Raw genomic sequence first — 18477 nt, 5'->3', positions numbered from 1 at the left:
TTGCAGAATATGACTGCGGGAACTGGTGCACAATCCGTGTCACCAGACGCCAAATTTTCATCATTGTTGAAACAAAGTTCATTCGATCAACTATTGACGGATACTGATATGGCGAATCTGCAGCATCATGTTACGGGAACAACGGTCAGTTCGGGGGACTTTCATCTAACAACTTCGGCGGGTTTTGATCCTGCTACAAATACTTGGGTGACCAAATTAGACTGGGATCCGCTGGCTAATCTGTCCGATGGTTATGTTGTTCAAAAAGCGCAAGGAACAGCCGACGAAGCTAATATTTTCAATTTAGATTGGAAAAATACGCCGACTAATTATGGTAAAAAGGTGAAAGTGTTAAATGTTTATCCTGATGACGGTAATTTTTTAAAGGATTGGCTTAATCAAAATACGCCTGATGGCCAGTTGGTTTCCGGTGGTTTAATTGATGCGACGCCGGTGTCCATGACCGCTTTTAATGCCAATCCCAGTGCTTATTTGAAAGATAGTGCTGGCCAATATGATTATGATTGCCTTTACTTTGGCTCGCACGATGTGGGCGGCGACGATCTTAGTGCGGCAACCTTAACGGCAGTACAAACGTTTGGAAATACGGGTCGTTCCGTGATTTTTGGGCATGATACCGTTCGGAATACTTTTCATCCGAATTATGCTAGTTTTGCAAATAAATTGGGCATTAAATCGGTAACGGTGAATGCTGGTTATCCGACCAAAATGGGTTCTCAACAAATTGAATTTACGCCAGAATTAAAAAATGGTTTACTAACCAAGTATCCGAATGATTTATTTCAAAATGGGCATGCCAATGTTTTTAACGTTTCGCCTTCGCACGATGAAGGTCAATTTTATATGTATAACAACGACAGTGGTGCCCAACGGTGGATGCAATATGTAGGACCGCCTTATTATTCATGGGGAAAATCGGATCCGAATGATCCACATCATGGTCAACTGGTTAGCATTGGTTATTTGCACAAAACTAAACCATATGAGAGTAGCGAATACGCTGGGATCACGACAAATCCGACAGATGCCATTGGTGATGATAATGCTTATTTAACCACCAATAAATAATTATGCGATGATTCAAACGGGGCACGCTAGCGGGCAATGTACTCCAGAAGAGGCGATGGTGATTGCCAATATGATCTATTATACCAGTACTTTAGACACGACAACGACTGGTGAGGATCGTACTTTGAAAGACACAGCCAACCCGAATGCGCCGATGATATCAAATACTGGGACGACTGAGGTTTTTGATAGTAGTAGCGGTCAGGCTATATCTCCTGATCAATCATCTTATTATTACTATCGGGTGCTAGCCAAACAGTCGGGAAGCTCGAAGCAGTTGATGTCTGATGTAGTGAAACAAAAAATTCATAGTGGTCTAAAAGGTTATATTTAGTGTGTAGATGATGATCCTAATACTCAAATTAATCCAAATAAAGGTGCCGAGGGGAATATTACGGCAGATAGTCTTCAAAAAAATCTGCATTTTGTGAGTGCATCGGATGACAATTCGCAAGCTACGGCGAATATTCCGCAAGACCAACGGTATTTACATGCGCTGGCTGTGGACAATGACAACAATCTTTCGACAACGAATACCGTTGATTTGTATACAGCGGGACCGCTGGGCGGAACGGTTTGGCAGGATGATAATCAAGATGGCACATTGGAAGCGACGGAGTCTAAAATGGCCAATGTACCGGTTACGTTGTTGACAACTGATGCGAGCGGCTCGAAAAAAGTCCTCACAACTGCGACGACTGATGCGTAAGGGCAGTTCAATTTTGGTGAGCTTTTCCCTGGCAAGTATTATCTGGGGATTGATGCAAGTCAGACGCAGGATAAAATTCCGACGGTGACTAATACAGGCTTGGCTTTGATGGCCGCATCGACGACGATTAATGGCAAAAAATATTATTTAACCAATGAACTTGAGGTTACGAAAGGATCTACGACCACTGCTAATTTAGTTTTAGTGGATCAATTGCAACATTTGCAATTTACCAAGTTGCCCGATATTAATTTTGGCAAGCAATCGTTGCTGTTTAAACCAAATGTCACTTATAAGAATCAAACGGGAGCCAATCAACTGACCATTCAGGATACGAGAAATCCTAATGTTGGTTATCCTCCTTACGAAGTGACGCTGAGTTTGGCGCCATTTCGGCATAGTCAAGTTCAAAAAGGTTTAGCAAACGCTCAATTATCTTTTCAATTAAGAGGCAATACGACGTCGGCAATTAATTTAAGTCCTGATGGTGAAAAAGTAACATTGTTTCAGCAGTCGCAAGTCAATTCTGCGTCGAAGACGTTTGACTTTGATGACGGTGCAGGTAACTTAACTCACAGATTAAATTGATTATGCCCGATAGTGATTCTTCCTTGACGGCGGATCGCTATACGGCAAATCTGACATATACAATTGAGAATGTCCCCGGGTAATTACGGTAAAAAGACATGCTTAAAGTAGCATGTCTTTTTGTGTTGACAAGCCTCAATGGTCACCTACAATGTAAGCAAGCTAGTGCGTTGAAAGGGAAGAGATTATTATGAAAAAAATTGACGGGCATTTACATTTGGTGCGGGCGATTGCGGGGCTAAACGGCAAGGGGCGGATGACTCCGTTAGGTCACGGTCAAACTATTTGGGATGATGGTACACTGGTGAAATTAATTCCCGATGGCTGGGGTGACGATAATTTTTTGGCGGAAGCAGCGCTGAAGGTTTTGGATGATAATGGGATTGATAAGGCGGTGTTATTGCAGGGCAGTTTGAATGGTTATCAGAATTATTATGCTTACCAAAGTGTCAAAAAGTATCCTGAGCGTTTTGTGGCGGCTTTTTCTGTGGATCCGTTTATGGAACAAGCAATGCCAATTGTGCAGCGGCATGTTGAAGATTTGGGTTTTCGAGCCATTAAGTTCGAAATTAGTCAAGGTGGCGGTTTGCATGGTTATCATCAACCATTTAGGTTAGATCTGGATCCCGATGTCGGACGTATTTTTCATTATTTGGCAGATTATCCGGGATTTGTGGTGACGGTCGATTATGGTGACGCCAGTCAATTGAGTTATCAACCGGAGGCGATGGCTACTTTGGCCAAGCGTTATCCCCAATTAGATTTTGTGGTGTGTCATTTGTCGTTTCCGAATGCGGATCATTTGGCGCGCTTAGAGAATGCGTTAACGCAATGGGCGCCGTACGAAAATATTGCGACGGATATTTCGGCAATTCAAGATATTGAAGGCGAAACGGATTTTCCATTTCCTCGCTGTCAAAAAGATGTGCGTTTAGCCAAGCAAATTTTGGGAGCGCAACGCATTTTTTGGGGTACGGACGCACCGTGGTCGGCGACATTTAATTCTTATCATAATTTGGCAACTTGGTTAGAAGCGACGGATCTTTTTACGGCAACGGAGTTGACCAATGTGATGTATAACAATGCTCAGCGGATTTATTTTAAACCGCAAAATGTGCAAGCCATGCAAGATGCGAGTGACCCGATGTTGCGGTAAAATCAAAGTAGAAACAAGCTGGAGGAACAATATTAATGAAAAAGCTGAAAATTTTGGTGACAGGAACCGTTCCCGAAACTGGTCTGGCTGCATTAAAGCAAATTTGTGACGTCACGTATAATCCGCAATTGACAACACGAGCGTGGGTCTTAGCGCATTTGAAAGATTATGACGGTTTGTTGCTGATGGGTCTGGCGGCTGACCGTGAATTAATTGATGCAGGTGTGAATTTAAAAATTATCACGGCTAATGGTGCAGGTTTTGATCATATTGACGTGGTTTATGCAACGAAAAAGGGCATTGTGGTGACAAATGCGCCGCATGCCGTGCGCCAACCCACAGCCGAGATGGCCTTGGCGTTGCTGTTAAATGTGGTTCGCAAAGTTGATTTTTATGATCGGAAAATGCAGCAAGGAACTTGGGTAGATACCAATCAAGTTGTGAATCAAGGCATGAATTTGCCCGGTAAAACGCTAGGTATTTATGGTATGGGGAAAATTGGGCAACAGTTGGCCCAATATGCGCAGGCATTGGGGATGAAAATTATTTATCATAATCGTCATCAATTATCTGTGGATCAAGAAGCCAATTTCCAAGCTCAGTATGTTGATTTTGATACTTTGGTGCAACAAGCCGATGTTTTATCGTTGCACGCTCCAGCTACGGCGGAAACAGCAGGTATCTTTAATGCGGCTGTATTTACCAAAATGAAGTCGACGGCTTATTTTATCAATACGGCACGGGGCGCTTTGGTTAATCAAAGTGACTTGGCGGTAGCCTTGAGCCAAGGTCAAATTGCGGGCGCAGGTTTAGATGTGTTTGTTGATGAGCCGCAAGTTCCAAAAGATTTACTAAAGTTAGATAATGTGGTGCTGACCCCCCATGCAGGGACTGCCACTCAAGAAGCGCGGACAGCGACCGTTGCCGAAGCAGCGCACAATTTGATTTTATTTAGCCAAGGTCAAACTTTAGCCAATCAAGTTAATTAAATTAAGACAAAATAAAAACGTTTAGCCACCAATTTTGGGCACAACGTTTTTTATTTTTTATAAAGCTTGGTATTAATAAATTCCATTACCGCCAGCACCATCAAGCCCACGCCGAGAATTCGAAAGAAAAAGCGTAACATATCAAATGGATTGAAAACTAGGGCAATCCCCACTAAAACTAATAAGCCCGAATACAGATAATCCCACCATGGCGTCACGTTGACATAATGGCGGTTGGCCCGCGCAGAAAAAAATTGATTGACGCCGTTAATTAATAGGATAATCCCTAACAAGACGGGCAACAACGGTAACAATAAGTGTGCGATGGGGAAGATTAACAAGGCCAACAAGAAGCAAATGACGGCGGTGGTGTACGGGCTGTTATTGTCACTGTGACTTTTGGATAGCAACCAGCCATCGTGCAGAGCGATTAAACCTACTCCAATTAAATACGCGGAAATCAGATACAAAATAGTGTTCAAACTTTTATCAGGATTCAAGAAAATAATAAGTCCCGCTAACGCTAAGAAGATGATTCGCAGCCAGCGATACCAATTAAATTGTCGATAATATGACTTCATTTTTTCACCTACTGATTAATAACTATTCTTTATCATAAGCAAAATTGCTCACAATTAAAAGACTAAATTGATTAACTTTCGACGTAAGAGTTTGCCACTACTATTATGGGGGAGTTGGTCGACTTGATGAAAGGCTACCGGAACTTTGTAGTGCGCTAGATTTTTGCGTCCAAAAGCAATCAGTTCGTCTGCTGTCGGTACATCATTGCCGACCAGATAAGCCACCGGGACCGCGCCCCATTTAAGATCAGGTTTGGAAGTAACGCCGATTTCTTGGATTTGGGGGATTTGTTGATAAACATTTTCAATTTCATTCGGGAAAATATTTTCCCCACCAGACACGAACATATCGTCCAAACGACCTTTGATGAATAGAAAATTTTCATCATCTAAATAACCAACATCTCCCGTTTGAAACCAATCATCAGTCGTCAATTTAGCTTGCCAGCGCTCGGCTTGATGCCAGTAACCCGGCGTTAGTGCGGGTGATTTGAGTTGAATTTCGCCAGTGTCGGCAATGCGAATTTGATTGGTGAACAAGGCTTGTCCACAGGAACCTTGTTTGCGCTGAGCGTCGGCATTGTTGAGTGCCACGACATTAGAGCAAGTTTCGGTCATGCCGTAAGATTGGACGACCAGAATGTGTTGTTGTTGGCACTGCGTTAACAAAGTTGAATTGAGCGGGGCACCACCCAAAAACATTAAACGAAAAGCGTCATTGTAAGGTTGATGTGACACATTGTGGGCTAATAATTCCTGCAACATCGTGGGGACAACGGACATAATGGTGATCGGCTGGTCAACCAAGAGTCGGTGGCATATTTGTGCGTCAAAGTGCTCCACTAAATACAATGGAATTCCGTAAATTAATGACCGCAGGACAATTGAAAAGCCTGAAATGTGAAATAACGGTACGACGCAAAGCCAGCAATCTTGTTGGGTGACTTGAAAATTCAATAAAGTGTTCATCGCTGAAGCCCAATGGTTACCATAAGTTTGCAGAACGCCTTTGGGTTGACCGGTCGTCCCCGATGTATACATGAGGCTAGCGACGTCACGAAATTGAATGTCCACGTCATCAAAAGCAGTAGGTTGGAGTTGTTGCAACGATGCTAGCGTAATAACTTGTAAATTATGAATGTCAGCCAAGTTGGTTGGACAAGTATTTTGATCCACGAGACACATTTTGACTTTTGCATCGGTCAATTGCTGAGTCAGTTCCGTGGAGGCTAGACGAATATTACAAAAAACAATGGTCGCGTTTAATTGCAATAGCGCCAAGATATTGAGATAATTTTCAAAAGTGTTTTGACCATAGATCCCCACATGTTCATGAGTGGAGACGCCGAGCGTGACTAATTGTTGAGCGCGGTGTTGCACGGATTGCTTGATTTGTTGGAAAGTGTAAGATTGTCCTTGATAGTACAAACCGATTTGCTGTGGTGCTAAGCTAGCGCGTTTATTGAGCCAAGTTTGCATAAGTCCCTCTTTTCGATAAAAAACTCCTAACTTAGATTAAAGTTGGGAGTGAGTTCATTTATAATGAAGAAACAATTAAAATTATGGGAATTTAGGGAATTTATCGAAGTCCGGTTCGCGTTTTTCTAAAAAGGCGTCGCGGCCTTCTTTGCCTTCATCTGTTTCGTAAAATAACATGGTGGAATCACCCGCAATTTGCTGTAAACCAGCTAAACCGTCGGTGTCTGCATTCATGGCCGCCTTGATGAAACGAATAGCGGTTGGGGATTTCTTGAGGATTTCGTGACACCAAGCCAAAGTTTCTTGTTCGACATCGGCCAAAGGAACAACCTTGTTAATCCAGCCCATTTCGTAAGCTTCCTGGGCGGAATAAGGTTTGCACAAAAACCAAACTTCTTTGGCCCGTTTGTGACCAATGACGCGGGCGAGATAAGCGGAACCGTAGCCAGCATCAAAACTGCCGACTTTAGGACCCGTTTGCATGAATTGAGCATTGTCAGCGGCAATTGTTAAATCACAGACAAGCTGTAAAATATTACCACCACCAACTGACCAACCGCGAACCATTGCAATGACTGGCTTGGGGATGATACGAATGAGATGTTGCAGGTCCAGGACATTCAAGCGGGCAACTTTATCTTTGCCAACGTAACCACCATTACCGCGGACTTTTTGGTCGCCACCTGAACAAAAAGCTAAATCACCTTGTCCCGTGAGGATTATGACGCCGATACTTTGATCATCACGACAGTAAGTAAAAGCTTCCATCATTTCCTGAATCGTATCTGGGGTAAAAGCATTGCGAACTTCTGGGCGATTGATCGTGATTTTGGCGATATGATCTTGTCGTTCAAATAAAATTTCTGAATAAGTTTTGATAGTTTGCCAGTTTGCCATAAAAATTTTCCTTTCGTGAGGTCGTTCAATGAATTTAATACAATATCTGAATATTCAAACCGTGCAACAACAAGTTGATTGTGTCCAATTAAAATTAATGGTCACGCCCCAAGTTTGTCAACCGTTTGGTCAATTACATGGAGGCATCAATAGTGTGTTGGCGGAAACGGCCGCAAGTATGGGTGCCAATTTGAATTTACCCGCACATCAAGTGGCTGTTGGGACACAACTGCAAACGAACCATTTGCGGTCTGTGACTGAAGGTGAACTGTTTGTTCAAGCGACACCAATTCAGCGAGGCTCTAGGTTGCAAGTTTGGCAAGCCGTGACTTATCAACAAGCACGCGATCAGCCAACTAGTCTGAGTACAGTCACTTTGTTAGCGGTCGACAATCATCATAGCATAAAATAGCGAATGGCGTGGCGTGAGGAAATCTGATTTTTGTATATTGTTTCACAAAAATATGTGAAAAAATGTTCTTATGCTTAATTTAAAAGTCAAAGTCATTACACTTTCGTTTGTGATTAAATCGTGGTACAGTATAATAATGTAATTTTATGTAGTAGCCGGAGATGAGGAAAAATATGAAAATTAATGCTGCCGATAAAATGGTTCAAGTGATGCAAGCTTGGGGCATTGATAATGTATATGGTTTGCCGGGAGATTCAGTCGATACGACGATTGAAGCTCTTTATCGTAAACGTGATGAAATTAAATTTACGCAAGTTCGGCATGAAGAAGTGGCTGCTTTAGCTGCTGCTGCGCATGCTAAATTGACCGGGCAAGTTAGTGCTTGTTTATCCATTGGTGGACCCGGGGCCATTCATTTGTTGAATGGTTTATATGATGCCAAGATGGATCATGCACCCGTTGTCGCTATTTTGGGGCAAATCCAATCTCATTTATTGAATACAGGTTTCTTCCAAGAAGTGAATACACCTCAATTATTTGAAGATGTAGCCGTTTATAATCGCATGGTCACTAATCCCGCAACTTTACCTGCTGTGATGGATGAAGCAATTCGGGCAGCTTACACGCATAAAGGCGTGGCTGTGTTAACCATTCCAGACGATGTTCCTGATCACAAGATTCCTGATACCTTTAAACCAACAGCGGGCCAATTTCATTTAGAAGCACCTAAAGCTGACGTCAAAGATATTGATCAAGCTTTGGCTATGATTAAAAAAGCTAAAAATCCTGTGGCTTTAATCGGGGTGGGTGCTCATGACGCCCAAGCGCAAGCCAAAGAATTTGTGGAACGTTACTCCATTCCGTTTATTCAAACCATGCCAGCTAAAGGGACGATTGACGATGATCATCCAAATGCTTTGGGCCAAATCGGTAAATTAGGAACCAAACCCGCTTATGAAGCAATGTTTAATGCTGATTTGTTGATGCTGATTGGGACCGATTATCCGTACGCTCCTTATATCAACCAAAAAATTCCTACGATTCAAATTGATAATGATCCAAGTAAAATTGGTCATCGTCATAATATTGATGTGGCGATTGTGGCAGATACTAAAGACGCTTTGACTTTGTTGAATACACGTGGTGAAGTCATTAGCCAACGCCCATTCTTAAAGGCTTGCCAAAAGAATATGAAAACTTGGCGTTCTTGGATGGAAGATGTCAAGAACAAGAAGCATACGGGTGTTTTGCCTTCCAAGATGTTTGCTAAAATGAGCGAAGTGGCTCCTGACAATACCGTTTGGTCTATTGATGTGGGAACTTCGACTTCCTTTGGGGCCCGGTTTGTGGATGCTAAATCAACGCAAAAATATACCATTTCTGCATGGTTAGGGACAATGGGGTGTGCTTTACCAGGCGCGATTGCTTCTAAAATTGCCATGCCGCAACGCCCAGTTTATGCTATTAATGGTGATGGGGCCTTTGCCATGGTGATGCAAGACTTTGTGACGGCCGTGAAGTATGATTTGCCCATGGTTGTAGTGGTCTTGAACAATCATTTGTTGGCATTCATTGAATATGAACAACAAAGTGCCGGTCAACAAAACTACGGTGTGGATTTGGCAGATATTGACTTTGCTAAGTTTGCGGAAGCTTGTGGCGGAATTGGGATTAATGTCACCACGGATGAAGAATTTGCCCAAGCAATTAAGCAATACAAGAATCCAACCAAGCCAGTTTTGATTAATGCTGCCGTTTATGATGAAGCGCCACTTCCCGGTAAAATTATCACAGATGAAGCTGAAGGTTATATGAAATTTGGTTTTGAATATTTCAAGGATAAATTCCAAATTCCAAAGATGCCACCATTACGCGAAATTATTCGCCAATTTTTATAAAATAATTTATTAATGATTGTCTTGAGTATCTAACGGTTAACTGTTAGATACTTTTTTGTTTTACTAAGATTGTATGCAATACAAAAAGAGAATTTCCTTGAGGTTTCTGACCAAGAAAAGTAAATATCAATGTATCTCGTTTGGCAACGGAAGTTTTAAAAGCGAAGTTAAATCTACAGTAGTTTTAATCTTTTAAAGACTCTTTTTTTATTAATGTTTATCTAGCCATTTTTTGAATACTTCCAAGAAAACGCCAGAAACCACACTAACAAAAATTTGTAGAATGTAGTACGTGAATTGCACCTCCTTTCTGTTGCTAGAGGTGGCAACTAAATTATTTTATCATGGAGATATTTTATGCAAATAAAAACATATGTCTGGAACAATTAAGTGGTAGTAGAAAATTTAGTTTAAGTTTGCACAAATTAAAAATTCGTATTGACTTACATAATTCTTGAAAGTTAATCTAAATGTAGATAAGTCAGTTATTGAACGATATCAGAGTAGGTATGAGATGTTGTGAGCTATTAATTCTATTAGAATAGGAGATTTACTATTGAAGCAGGCAGTTTTTGTGATGTTAGATGAATACTCTGACTGGGAGGGCGTTTATCTTTCCAGTATGTTAAATCAAAACAAAGATTGGGAAGTAAAAACTGCTTCTACCCAGCAAGAGGTAGTTTCAATTGGCGATTTTAAAACTGCGGTAGATTATTATTTGGAGCAAATACCTGCTGATTGTCAGCTATTGATATTGATTGGTGGAAATTCATGGCAGATTAAAAATAGTGTATTAAAACAGCTGATTCAAGAACGGCTAACGAATCACAAGTTCGTGGGAGCAATCTGTGGTGCTGTAGATTATCTCGCTAAAGAAGGATTACTTACCAACTTTAAACATACTGGTAACGCACAATATTTGTGGAAAGGCTTTGACCAATATCAAAACGAATCAGACTTTTTTGATGAACAAACAATACGCGATCGTAATTTAGTCACTGCTAATGGTACTGCAGCACTAGAATTTACACAGCAAGTCTTGAAGATGATTAAGTTTAAAAAGAGTGATCAAATAGACAAGGATATGTATTTATATAAATACGGCTTTTACCAATATTGCAAAAAATACGGTAATCCCTTTTCTTGATTAGAATAATTATCCAAAAGGAAGCGCTAATGCGAGTTTCTAAGAGCAATATTTAGAATTGTCCAATGTTCCATGAAAAATAAAACAGTTAATAACTAAAAATAAAGTTATTGACTGTTTTTAAGTGTCTAAAAGATAGTGTATGATGAAATTGGATTTGATCAGTGAAAGAAGTTAATGAAGATGACGTTATTTTTTAAAAAAATTGAGCGACATAGCGGGGATTTGAGTACGGCGGAACAACAGGTTTTTGATTATATTAAAGAGACTGCGCCAAGCTTTTTAGATCAAGATATTCAAGAAATTGCGCAAAAAACTTTTGTGTCGACAGCCACGGTGAGCCGCACGGTAAAAAAGTTAGGCTATCGAAGTTTATCAGAATTCAAGTTTTATCTGCGCTTGGCGTTGGAGGGTGACCAACCTGAACAATTAACGAAAGCCAATTTTTTGCAACATGCCAAATTAGTGCCGCTAGTCAGTCGAGCGGATTTGGACTTTGCACAATTAAAACGGGTGACCCATTTGATTGATTTGGCACATCATGTGGAATTTTTAGGCTTGGGACCATCTTACACCGTGGCAGTTGATGGTGCCCGTCGATTAATTTTTGCAGGGAAAAATGCTTCCAGCCGTTCAGAATGGGATGAAGTAGAACAAGTCGTGGCCACCATCGATCCTCGCGATTTAGTCTTTTTGATTTCTTGTTCTGGTGAAACAGCGGTTATGGGACATTATGCAACCGTTTTGGCACAGCGGCAGGTGAATACAGTCGGTATCATCGGCAATCCGGGCAGTTCGATCGCCCAGAAAGTTACGGAAGTTTTTGAAGTCAAGATTCCCAATGTTTACTATCGCGATTTAGATTTGTCGACGCGGATACCGCTGTTGCGAATTATTGAAATTATTATTGATGAATACATTTATCAATATAAATTATAAAGACAAGTCATCGACGATAGTAGCTGGTTACACGTTAGAAATTATTTATCTCATTGTGAAATAATTTGGCATTTAAGTCTAAAAATATTACGTTGGATCACTTATTTTATCTCATAGTGAGATAAAATATTTTGCCGTTGTCTAACTACACCTAAGAACTCAAACCAAAGTCCGGTTTAAGTCCTTAGGCTAGGTTAGCTTCAAGCTTCTAAATGTTCTTTGTCACAGTATGTGATATAGCGCTCCAAAGTGTAGAAGCTTGCGTTTAACTACTCCTTAAATCTCAAGTTAAAAAGCAACTTAAGCTTTGAGGTTAAGTTAATACTCAACTTCTGACCACACTTTGTCGCAGTATAAATTGTAACGATTTACAAAAAATGTAAACGCAAACATATTGCCGAAATTCGCGGTTTTTAGGCTTTGACTGTTTTATCATGTATACGTATTCAAAAAGAGAAGGAGTAACGTCATGCAAGATAAAAGAGAAAAAGTTACTGCTTGGGAATTTTTCCAAGGTTTAGGTAAAACGTTCATGTTGCCAGTGTCTTTATTAGCGTTCATGGGCTTGTTTTTGGGGATTGGTAGTGCCTTTTCCAGTCCAAGCATGCTCAAATTGTTGCCATTTTTGAAAATTACCCCGATCCATTTGATTTTTCAATTTATGTCAACAATTGGTGGTTTTGCATTTACTTATTTACCAATTATGTTTGCGATCGCAATTCCGTTGGGCTTAGCGCGTGAGGAAAAAGGCATTGCCGCATTTTCTGGATTCGTGGGCTATTTCGTCATGAATATGTCCATCAACTTCTATTTAAAAGTTACGCATCAATTGGTTTCCGTCAGCAAAATGCAGGCGGCCGGTCAATCGAATACGTTTGGCATTCAGACCATTGAAATGGGCGTCTTGGGTGGTATTATTGTTGGTTTGATTGTCTACGTTGTGCATACGCATTTTTATCAAACTCAGTTGCCAGATTCGTTTGCTTTTTTCAGTGGGACCCGTTTTGTGCCGATTATGTCGTCGGTTGTATTGGCGTTAGTTGGTTTAGTCATTCCCATGATTTGGCCACTATTCTCGACTTTAATTAACAGTTTAGGTTGGGTCATTCAAAAAGCCGGGGCATTTGGCCCGTTTATTTACGGTACTTGTTTACGGTTATTAATTCCGCTAGGTTTACATCATATTTTGTTAGCGATGATTCGTTTTACTCAAGCTGGTGGCACGGCCGTTGTGGCGGGGCATCATGTGGTTGGTGCGTTAAATATTTTTTATCAAGAATTACAACATGGTTTACCGATCAGTCATCATGCCACAGCCTTTTTATCACAGGGATATATGCCGACGATGATGTTTGGTTTACCCGCGGTTGCGTTAGCTATTTACAAAACTTCGTTCCCAGAAAATCGCAAGAAGGTCAAGGGCTTATTGATTTCCGGTGTCATTGCTTCCTTTGTAACGGGTATTACCGAGCCAATTGAATTCTTATTCTTATTCATTTCACCCGCACTGTACGTTTTTCATAGTGTGATGTCTGGCTTAGGTTATATGGTAATGGCGTTATTGAATGTCGGGATTGGAAATACTGATGGTGGTATCTTAGATTGGTTGATTTTTGGTGTCCTGCAAGGTCCGTCGACGCGTTATTGGATTGTGCCGATTGTCGGTGTCGTTTGGTTTACAATTTATTATTTTGTCTTTAAGTGGGCTATTCAAAAATATAATTTGAAAACGCCCGGTCGTGAAAAACATGCAACAGCAGATGATGACGATAACGGTTCGCAATTTGATGTTCCACAGATTCTAGCGGGTGTCGGTGGTGCCATGAATATTGTCAATGTTGATAATTGTGTGACGCGTCTTCGCTTGATTGTTCAAGATACTGGTAAAGTCAACGAAGAACAATTGAAAGCAGCCGGGGCCTTGGGCGTTATGGTGTTAGATAAACAAAATGTGCAGGTGGTGATTGGTACGCAGATTGCTACGGTGCGTAAACAATTTGATGCAGTCTTGAAGAAGCAAACTATAACTGAAGGAGAAAGTACACAAACTGATGGAGTATAACTTTGATGAAATTATTGATCGCCACGATGAAAAATGTCGCAAGTGGGATCGTTCAATTATTGAACAGGAATTTGGTCCAATTCCAGATGATTTTATTCCGATGTGGATTGCCGATATGGATTTTCGTTCACCGCAAGGAATTTTGGATGCATTTATGAAAGCTAGTCAGCGTGGAACCTTTGGCTACACTTATACGTATCCAGAATTTTATCAAACGGTGGTTCAATGGCAAAAGCAGCAACATCAAGTGGATATGGATCCCGAATGGATTACGTTGGGTTATGGTAGTGTAGCTACAATGTATAATTTGGTGCAGCAATTTTGTGATGCGACACACGGCGTGATGACGTTGACGCCCACTTACGGTCCATTTGGCCGGTGTGCCCGCGAAAATAATGTGCCAGTCGGCACCAGTCCGTTGATTTTGCAGGCTAATCGTTATCAGATTGATTGGGACGATTTGGAACAAAAATTGCAGGCGCAACAACCGCGTTTACTCTTCTTTTGTAATCCGCATAATCCTTCAGGGCGCGTTTGGTCACCGCAAGAAATTGAGCGGATTGCCCAATTGTGTTTGGCTAATGGCACGATTATGGTCAGTGATGAAGTGCATAGTGAACATATTTTGCATAATGGGCAGCATACTTCGGCCTTGACATTACCCGAACAGTATTTGCAAAATCTGATTTTTCTGACTTCACCGAATAAAGTGTTCAATTTAGGCGGCTTAAAAACGTCATATTCCATTATTCCTAATGCTCAATTACGCGAACGTTTACGAGCCAATTATCAAAAAAATTCCATTACGTCTCCCAATATTTTTGGGATTACCGCGATTGTCGCAGGTTATCAAACGGGTAATGACTGGCGGCGGGCGATGGTTAATTATGTCTCAAGAAATTATGAATTAGCTCAACAAATGTTAACCGACCCGCGGTTGCAACTGATCCCGATGGAATCATCTTATCTATTATGGGTGCGAGTTAGTGGTTTTGGAGTCAGCGGCCGAACATTTACGCAGGAATTGGCGACTCAACAAGGGGTGATTTTGGAGCCGGGCACCGACTTTGTGGCTGATGGTGAGAAATTCGTCCGCATTAATTTGGCAATGCCACGTATTCAAATTCAAACAGCACTTCAGCGTTTGAATCAATTTATTGAAAAGAGGTTTTAACATGTTTGGTTTCAAGAAGAAAAAAGTTGTATCAAATGCCATTGTCGCACCAGTCAATGGCGAATTAATTGCTTTGTCAGAATTGCAAGATGGCGTGTTTTCCAGTGGTATGATGGGACAAGGTTATGCTGTGGTACCCAGCGATGGCAATGTGGTGGCGCCTATCAACGGTACCGTCGTTTCGATTTTTCCTACCAAGCATGCCTTGACGTTTAAAGATGATCAAGGTCACGAAATTTTATTGCATTTGGGAATTGATACGGTGGAATTAGCTGGTAAACCGTTTGTCATCAAGGTTCAAGAAGGCCAAAGTGTGACAACAGGCACGCAATTAGCGCAGATGGATCTGGCAATGATTCAAGCCGATGATAAGAATCCGAGTGTGATTTTGATTTGGACTAATTTGAAAGACGAACAACTCAAACTTACTGCTAGTGGTACCGTAGCAGCAGGTGAGGCAGTGGCCGAGTTGAAGTAAATTAAGTAGGTGAATTATTTTAATTGTTTATTCTAAATATTAATGTTATTCTCTCATTGAGAGGAGATCTGTTTTCTCTTTTTGTTGATCAAGCAACTAAAAACCAGATATATTAAGCTGGGTGTATCCCAGATCGTTGGCTGGCAACAGAAAAACTTGATAAGAACCAGTAGCTGAATGGCTATTGGTTCTTTTTTTGAGAGGATTTTCTATGAGTTCAAATAATTATGATTTGAAAAGTGATTTAGAATATCATAAAATTACCGTTTCTGAGGTCAATTCATTTAAAAAATATCTTTCTAATTTAAAAAGAGCCTTAAAATTGACGCAACAACTATTCATTGGAAAAACAAAAAATTATATTTATGTAGTCAATAATAGAAAGATATGTTCTTTAGAGTTGACTTTTCAAAACCAACATTGCTGTTGACCGAGCCGACTCAACAAATTGCGGTTTATGATATGAACGATGATTTTTATGTTTATGATCGTGCCATTGTCAATAAACTAGAGTATGAATTGATTGAACATATTAGGTCACGTATCCAGGAATTAAAAGAAAAATATCAGCAAGCCGTTTATTTGTTTCGTATGGATGAAAACATGCATCGTGAATCAGCGAAGGGTGAAAAGTTAAAACTCCATCAATATGGGTCGCGAATTAACCGATCTGGTGAGCAAGTTGGTGTGCATTTAGAAGGATTTCAACCAGATTTCATTCTGTTTCTGGAAAATAATGAATTCTATTTTCAGATTTTTATCGAGCCCAAGGGCATGAGTAGTGATAAGTTTGTCAGTGAATTGTGGAAACAAGATTTGTTACTTTACATGTCTGATCACCAAGCGGAGATGGAATTTGAAGAAGAAGATGCCAATGTTCACATTAGTGGCTTGAAATTCTACACTAAAGGTGATGGACAAAATACTATGAACCAACTTGCTCAGTTAACTAGCGCTGATGATTAGTTCTAATTCTAGGATTTACATTTTAAGTTCTATCAAAAATCGTGTCGATTATCATTTTAATCGGCACGATTTTTATTCATAATTTATACTTAATCAAAATATAAACTTGATGAATCCAAAATGGAGTTTAATAACCAACATTGAATAATAATAATTTATTATGTTAATGTAAATAATTTGGCCACAAAAAATACACCTCCAAAATTGTCTTTATTTTGGGGTGCATGTCAAATTATTCAATCGAATAAATTAGTAGCCCATTTTTAAATACTATCTTACCGTTCAGGTTCTTTAATTTTACCCTTTTCTTCGCGATACCAATTTTCCCAAGCTTGGGGAGTATCCAGTTGATTCATGTCTAGCTGAGCATTGTTGACTAAATCTTCCAGCAATAAACTAATAATTTCATTATGTTTGCACACCAGAATTGGCACAATATCCTTCATCCGAAAACTGCGATCATTATTGATAAAGGCATTCAATTCTGTGACATGATGATCCAAATCGTACTGAGAAATAATTTCTAAGTCATCGTCTTTAAAATGATGTACGTAAAATGTTAAAAATGCTTCAACTGATTTTTCACTATATTGAGTATCCAAAATCAATCTCCTCCTATATAAACTCCACATTCCATGATGACACGAAACAGGTCAATTGTAAAATTAATTTGTTGTTTTCTTTTTTAAGAGGGCACTAATGAAGACGATGAGTGCCATGATAATAGCAATCACAATTTGTAATCCATACGTTCCCTGCAGCAAATTTTTAGAAAAATGTGGGACAAGACTGTTGAAAAATAATGCCGAACCTGAAAAACCCAGACTGGTAATAGCTGAAAAACAACCCATCACCAGCGGATAATGTTTGGCGGTCGCCAGATTTGATAACAAGTACGGTACTGTCATCAATGTCGTAGCACTGGCGCTGCCGATGAAAAAGGTTGCCAGAGTGATACTGATAACGGTGTGCCAATTCAATAAAAGCAGACCTCCAAGCGCCACCAGACTAAAACTAACCACCAGCAGATATTGTTTGAACCATTTGCGCAACCAGCGGATGATTAAGCCCATGATAATCGCGGCCAATCCATCAAGCATCATAATTTTCCCTGTTAAAGCCGGCGAACCTAAGTGATAATGTTGTACATAAAGTGCATTTTTATTGTACAAAACTGCTTCGAGGCCAACCATGACACTTGCCAAAATGAGATAGTAAATAATGTGTCCAAATTGGGTCTGTTGGACAGTCTGGGTCGTTTGTTCGTCTGATTTCTGGTCAGGCCGCTTGTTGGGAATTACCAGGCTGACAACAACCAAAGCAATTAAGGCTAAGAAAAATAAGTAGTACGTGTGTAACCAACTACCAGCCGCCAACAAGCCGCTGCCAAAAACGAGCAGCATCGACGTTCCATTTTCGAGTGCCACGACATTACCCAGCATCGTAGCCAAACGTTCACCGCTAAAAGTATAAGCTTGTAAACTAGGTAAAATGGTCGTGATGCCACCGGTCCCTAGGCCCGCTAGGAAGCCCCAAACTAATAATTGATTAACCGAATGGTGAAATAGTAACGGCAATAAACCGCCTAAACTCAGAATACCGACACTAATCATGGCAATTTTTTTGAATGTCCAGTGATCTAGTAATTTACCAACCACTAAAGCTGAAATGACCGCTGCTGAATCCCCGATCGTGGCGATTGATTCAACGGCCGTTTTATTGGCATGCGGGAAAGCTTGCGCAATGACGCCAATGGCTGGTGCTGTTGATGAGGACAAACGCGCGATAATTGCTAACGCGATGATACCGATCAAAAGTAATCTAGTTTTCTTATTTAACATTGAATAACCCTCAATATTCAAATTCATTTAGTTCAATTTTATAATAGAAACTAGTGTTTGGCTAGTTCTATA

Annotated in this window: 19 protein-coding genes; 14 read left to right on the top strand and 5 right to left on the bottom strand. The window is 40.5% G+C overall.

Annotation, left to right across the window (positions count from 1 at the left end; genetic code table 11):
* Positions 1 to 9 precede the first annotated feature (9 nt).
* The 6 genes from MOO45_RS07295 (at position 10) to MOO45_RS07270 (ending at position 4531) form a co-directional block, all read left to right on the top strand.
* Positions 10 to 1089 (top strand): DUF5057 domain-containing protein, encoded by a 1080-nt coding sequence (locus MOO45_RS07295; RefSeq protein WP_249514254.1) that lies wholly within the window; start codon positions 10 to 12, stop codon positions 1087 to 1089.
* Between the two features lie 7 nt (positions 1090 to 1096).
* The gene (locus tag MOO45_RS07290) at positions 1097 to 1423 is read left to right on the top strand and encodes a hypothetical protein (RefSeq protein ID WP_249514253.1); all 327 of its coding nucleotides are present in this window, start codon (positions 1097 to 1099) and stop codon (positions 1421 to 1423) included.
* Positions 1424 to 1516: 93 nt separating this feature from the next.
* Positions 1517 to 1798, top strand: a complete 282-nt coding sequence (locus tag MOO45_RS07285; protein ID WP_249514252.1) for a hypothetical protein — start codon at positions 1517 to 1519, stop codon at positions 1796 to 1798.
* Between the two features lie 84 nt (positions 1799 to 1882).
* Positions 1883 to 2386 carry a hypothetical protein gene (locus MOO45_RS07280; protein ID WP_249514251.1) on the top strand — a complete coding sequence of 168 codons (504 nt, stop codon included), beginning with the start codon at positions 1883 to 1885 and terminating at the stop codon, positions 2384 to 2386.
* A gap of 190 nt (positions 2387 to 2576) precedes the next feature.
* The gene (locus MOO45_RS07275) at positions 2577 to 3542 is read left to right on the top strand and encodes an amidohydrolase family protein (protein WP_249514250.1); all 966 of its coding nucleotides are present in this window, start codon (positions 2577 to 2579) and stop codon (positions 3540 to 3542) included.
* Positions 3543 to 3577: 35 nt separating this feature from the next.
* Positions 3578 to 4531 (top strand): NAD(P)-dependent oxidoreductase, encoded by a 954-nt coding sequence (locus tag MOO45_RS07270; RefSeq protein WP_249514249.1) that lies wholly within the window; start codon positions 3578 to 3580, stop codon positions 4529 to 4531.
* Between the two features lie 50 nt (positions 4532 to 4581).
* Here the strand turns inward: MOO45_RS07270 and MOO45_RS07265 are convergent, their stop codons facing one another.
* The 3 genes from MOO45_RS07265 to menB form a co-directional block, all read right to left on the bottom strand.
* Entirely contained in the window at positions 4582 to 5112 is a 531-nt protein-coding gene (locus tag MOO45_RS07265; protein WP_249514248.1) for a DUF308 domain-containing protein, read from the bottom strand.
* Positions 5113 to 5166: 54 nt separating this feature from the next.
* On the bottom strand, positions 5167 to 6591 hold the full coding sequence (locus MOO45_RS07260) for an o-succinylbenzoate--CoA ligase (protein ID WP_249514247.1): 1425 nt from the start codon (positions 6589 to 6591) through the stop codon (positions 5167 to 5169).
* A gap of 81 nt (positions 6592 to 6672) precedes the next feature.
* Positions 6673 to 7488 (bottom strand): 1,4-dihydroxy-2-naphthoyl-CoA synthase, encoded by an 816-nt coding sequence (menB, locus tag MOO45_RS07255; protein WP_249514246.1) that lies wholly within the window; start codon positions 7486 to 7488, stop codon positions 6673 to 6675.
* Positions 7489 to 7516: 28 nt separating this feature from the next.
* Between menB and MOO45_RS07250 the strand changes: the two genes are divergently transcribed.
* The 8 genes from MOO45_RS07250 (at position 7517) to MOO45_RS07215 (ending at position 16564) form a co-directional block, all read left to right on the top strand.
* The gene (locus MOO45_RS07250) at positions 7517 to 7900 is read left to right on the top strand and encodes a PaaI family thioesterase (protein WP_249514245.1); all 384 of its coding nucleotides are present in this window, start codon (positions 7517 to 7519) and stop codon (positions 7898 to 7900) included.
* Between the two features lie 173 nt (positions 7901 to 8073).
* Entirely contained in the window at positions 8074 to 9798 is a 1725-nt protein-coding gene (locus MOO45_RS07245; RefSeq protein ID WP_249514244.1) for a pyruvate oxidase, read from the top strand.
* A 556-nt stretch (positions 9799 to 10354) separates the two neighbouring features.
* Positions 10355 to 10945, top strand: a complete 591-nt coding sequence (locus tag MOO45_RS07240) for a type 1 glutamine amidotransferase family protein (RefSeq protein ID WP_249514243.1) — start codon at positions 10355 to 10357, stop codon at positions 10943 to 10945.
* Positions 10946 to 11128: 183 nt separating this feature from the next.
* Positions 11129 to 11884, top strand: coding sequence for a MurR/RpiR family transcriptional regulator (locus MOO45_RS07235; protein ID WP_249514242.1), 756 nt, complete (start codon positions 11129 to 11131; stop codon positions 11882 to 11884).
* 469 nt (positions 11885 to 12353) lie between these two features.
* Entirely contained in the window at positions 12354 to 13946 is a 1593-nt protein-coding gene (gene malX, locus MOO45_RS07230) for a maltose/glucose-specific PTS transporter subunit IIBC (protein ID WP_249514241.1), read from the top strand.
* The gene (locus MOO45_RS07225; protein WP_249514240.1) at positions 13936 to 15120 is read left to right on the top strand and encodes a MalY/PatB family protein; all 1185 of its coding nucleotides are present in this window, start codon (positions 13936 to 13938) and stop codon (positions 15118 to 15120) included. Before malX ends, MOO45_RS07225 begins: the two co-directional genes overlap by 11 nt.
* A gap of 1 nt (position 15121) precedes the next feature.
* Entirely contained in the window at positions 15122 to 15598 is a 477-nt protein-coding gene (locus MOO45_RS07220) for a PTS sugar transporter subunit IIA (RefSeq protein ID WP_249514239.1), read from the top strand.
* A 387-nt stretch (positions 15599 to 15985) separates the two neighbouring features.
* Positions 15986 to 16564: a hypothetical protein gene (locus MOO45_RS07215; RefSeq protein WP_249514238.1), complete on the top strand. Its 579-nt coding sequence runs from the start codon at positions 15986 to 15988 to the stop codon at positions 16562 to 16564.
* Between the two features lie 275 nt (positions 16565 to 16839).
* Here MOO45_RS07215 and MOO45_RS07210 read toward each other — a convergent pair whose 3' ends face one another.
* Positions 16840 to 17166, bottom strand: a complete 327-nt coding sequence (locus MOO45_RS07210; RefSeq protein WP_249514237.1) for a hypothetical protein — start codon at positions 17164 to 17166, stop codon at positions 16840 to 16842.
* 63 nt (positions 17167 to 17229) lie between these two features.
* Positions 17230 to 18405 (bottom strand): MFS transporter, encoded by a 1176-nt coding sequence (locus MOO45_RS07205; protein ID WP_249514236.1) that lies wholly within the window; start codon positions 18403 to 18405, stop codon positions 17230 to 17232.
* Positions 18406 to 18477: the final 72 nt, after the last annotated feature.

Source organism: Bombilactobacillus folatiphilus (assembly GCF_023380265.1).
Classification (GTDB): Bacteria; Bacillota; Bacilli; order Lactobacillales; family Lactobacillaceae; genus Bombilactobacillus; species Bombilactobacillus folatiphilus.
This window is presented reverse-complemented; position numbering and strand designations above follow the sequence as displayed.

Bases quoted from the DNA above. Each gene is read 5' to 3' on its own strand.
- MOO45_RS07295 (WP_249514254.1), top strand. From the start codon at position 10: ATGACTGCGGGAACTGGTGCACAATCCGTGTCACCAGACGCCAAATTT.
- MOO45_RS07290 (WP_249514253.1), top strand. From the start codon at position 1,097: ATGATTCAAACGGGGCACGCTAGCGGGCAATGTACTCCAGAAGAGGCG.
- MOO45_RS07275 (WP_249514250.1), top strand. From the start codon at position 2,577: ATGAAAAAAATTGACGGGCATTTACATTTGGTGCGGGCGATTGCGGGG.
- MOO45_RS07270 (WP_249514249.1), top strand. From the start codon at position 3,578: ATGAAAAAGCTGAAAATTTTGGTGACAGGAACCGTTCCCGAAACTGGT.
- MOO45_RS07265 (WP_249514248.1), bottom strand. From the start codon at position 5,112: ATGAAGTCATATTATCGACAATTTAATTGGTATCGCTGGCTGCGAATC.
- MOO45_RS07260 (WP_249514247.1), bottom strand. From the start codon at position 6,591: ATGCAAACTTGGCTCAATAAACGCGCTAGCTTAGCACCACAGCAAATC.
- menB (WP_249514246.1), bottom strand. From the start codon at position 7,488: ATGGCAAACTGGCAAACTATCAAAACTTATTCAGAAATTTTATTTGAA.
- MOO45_RS07250 (WP_249514245.1), top strand. From the start codon at position 7,517: ATGAATTTAATACAATATCTGAATATTCAAACCGTGCAACAACAAGTT.
- MOO45_RS07245 (WP_249514244.1), top strand. From the start codon at position 8,074: ATGAAAATTAATGCTGCCGATAAAATGGTTCAAGTGATGCAAGCTTGG.
- MOO45_RS07235 (WP_249514242.1), top strand. From the start codon at position 11,129: ATGACGTTATTTTTTAAAAAAATTGAGCGACATAGCGGGGATTTGAGT.
- malX (WP_249514241.1), top strand. From the start codon at position 12,354: ATGCAAGATAAAAGAGAAAAAGTTACTGCTTGGGAATTTTTCCAAGGT.
- MOO45_RS07225 (WP_249514240.1), top strand. From the start codon at position 13,936: ATGGAGTATAACTTTGATGAAATTATTGATCGCCACGATGAAAAATGT.
- MOO45_RS07220 (WP_249514239.1), top strand. From the start codon at position 15,122: ATGTTTGGTTTCAAGAAGAAAAAAGTTGTATCAAATGCCATTGTCGCA.
- MOO45_RS07215 (WP_249514238.1), top strand. From the start codon at position 15,986: ATGTTCTTTAGAGTTGACTTTTCAAAACCAACATTGCTGTTGACCGAG.
- MOO45_RS07205 (WP_249514236.1), bottom strand. From the start codon at position 18,405: ATGTTAAATAAGAAAACTAGATTACTTTTGATCGGTATCATCGCGTTA.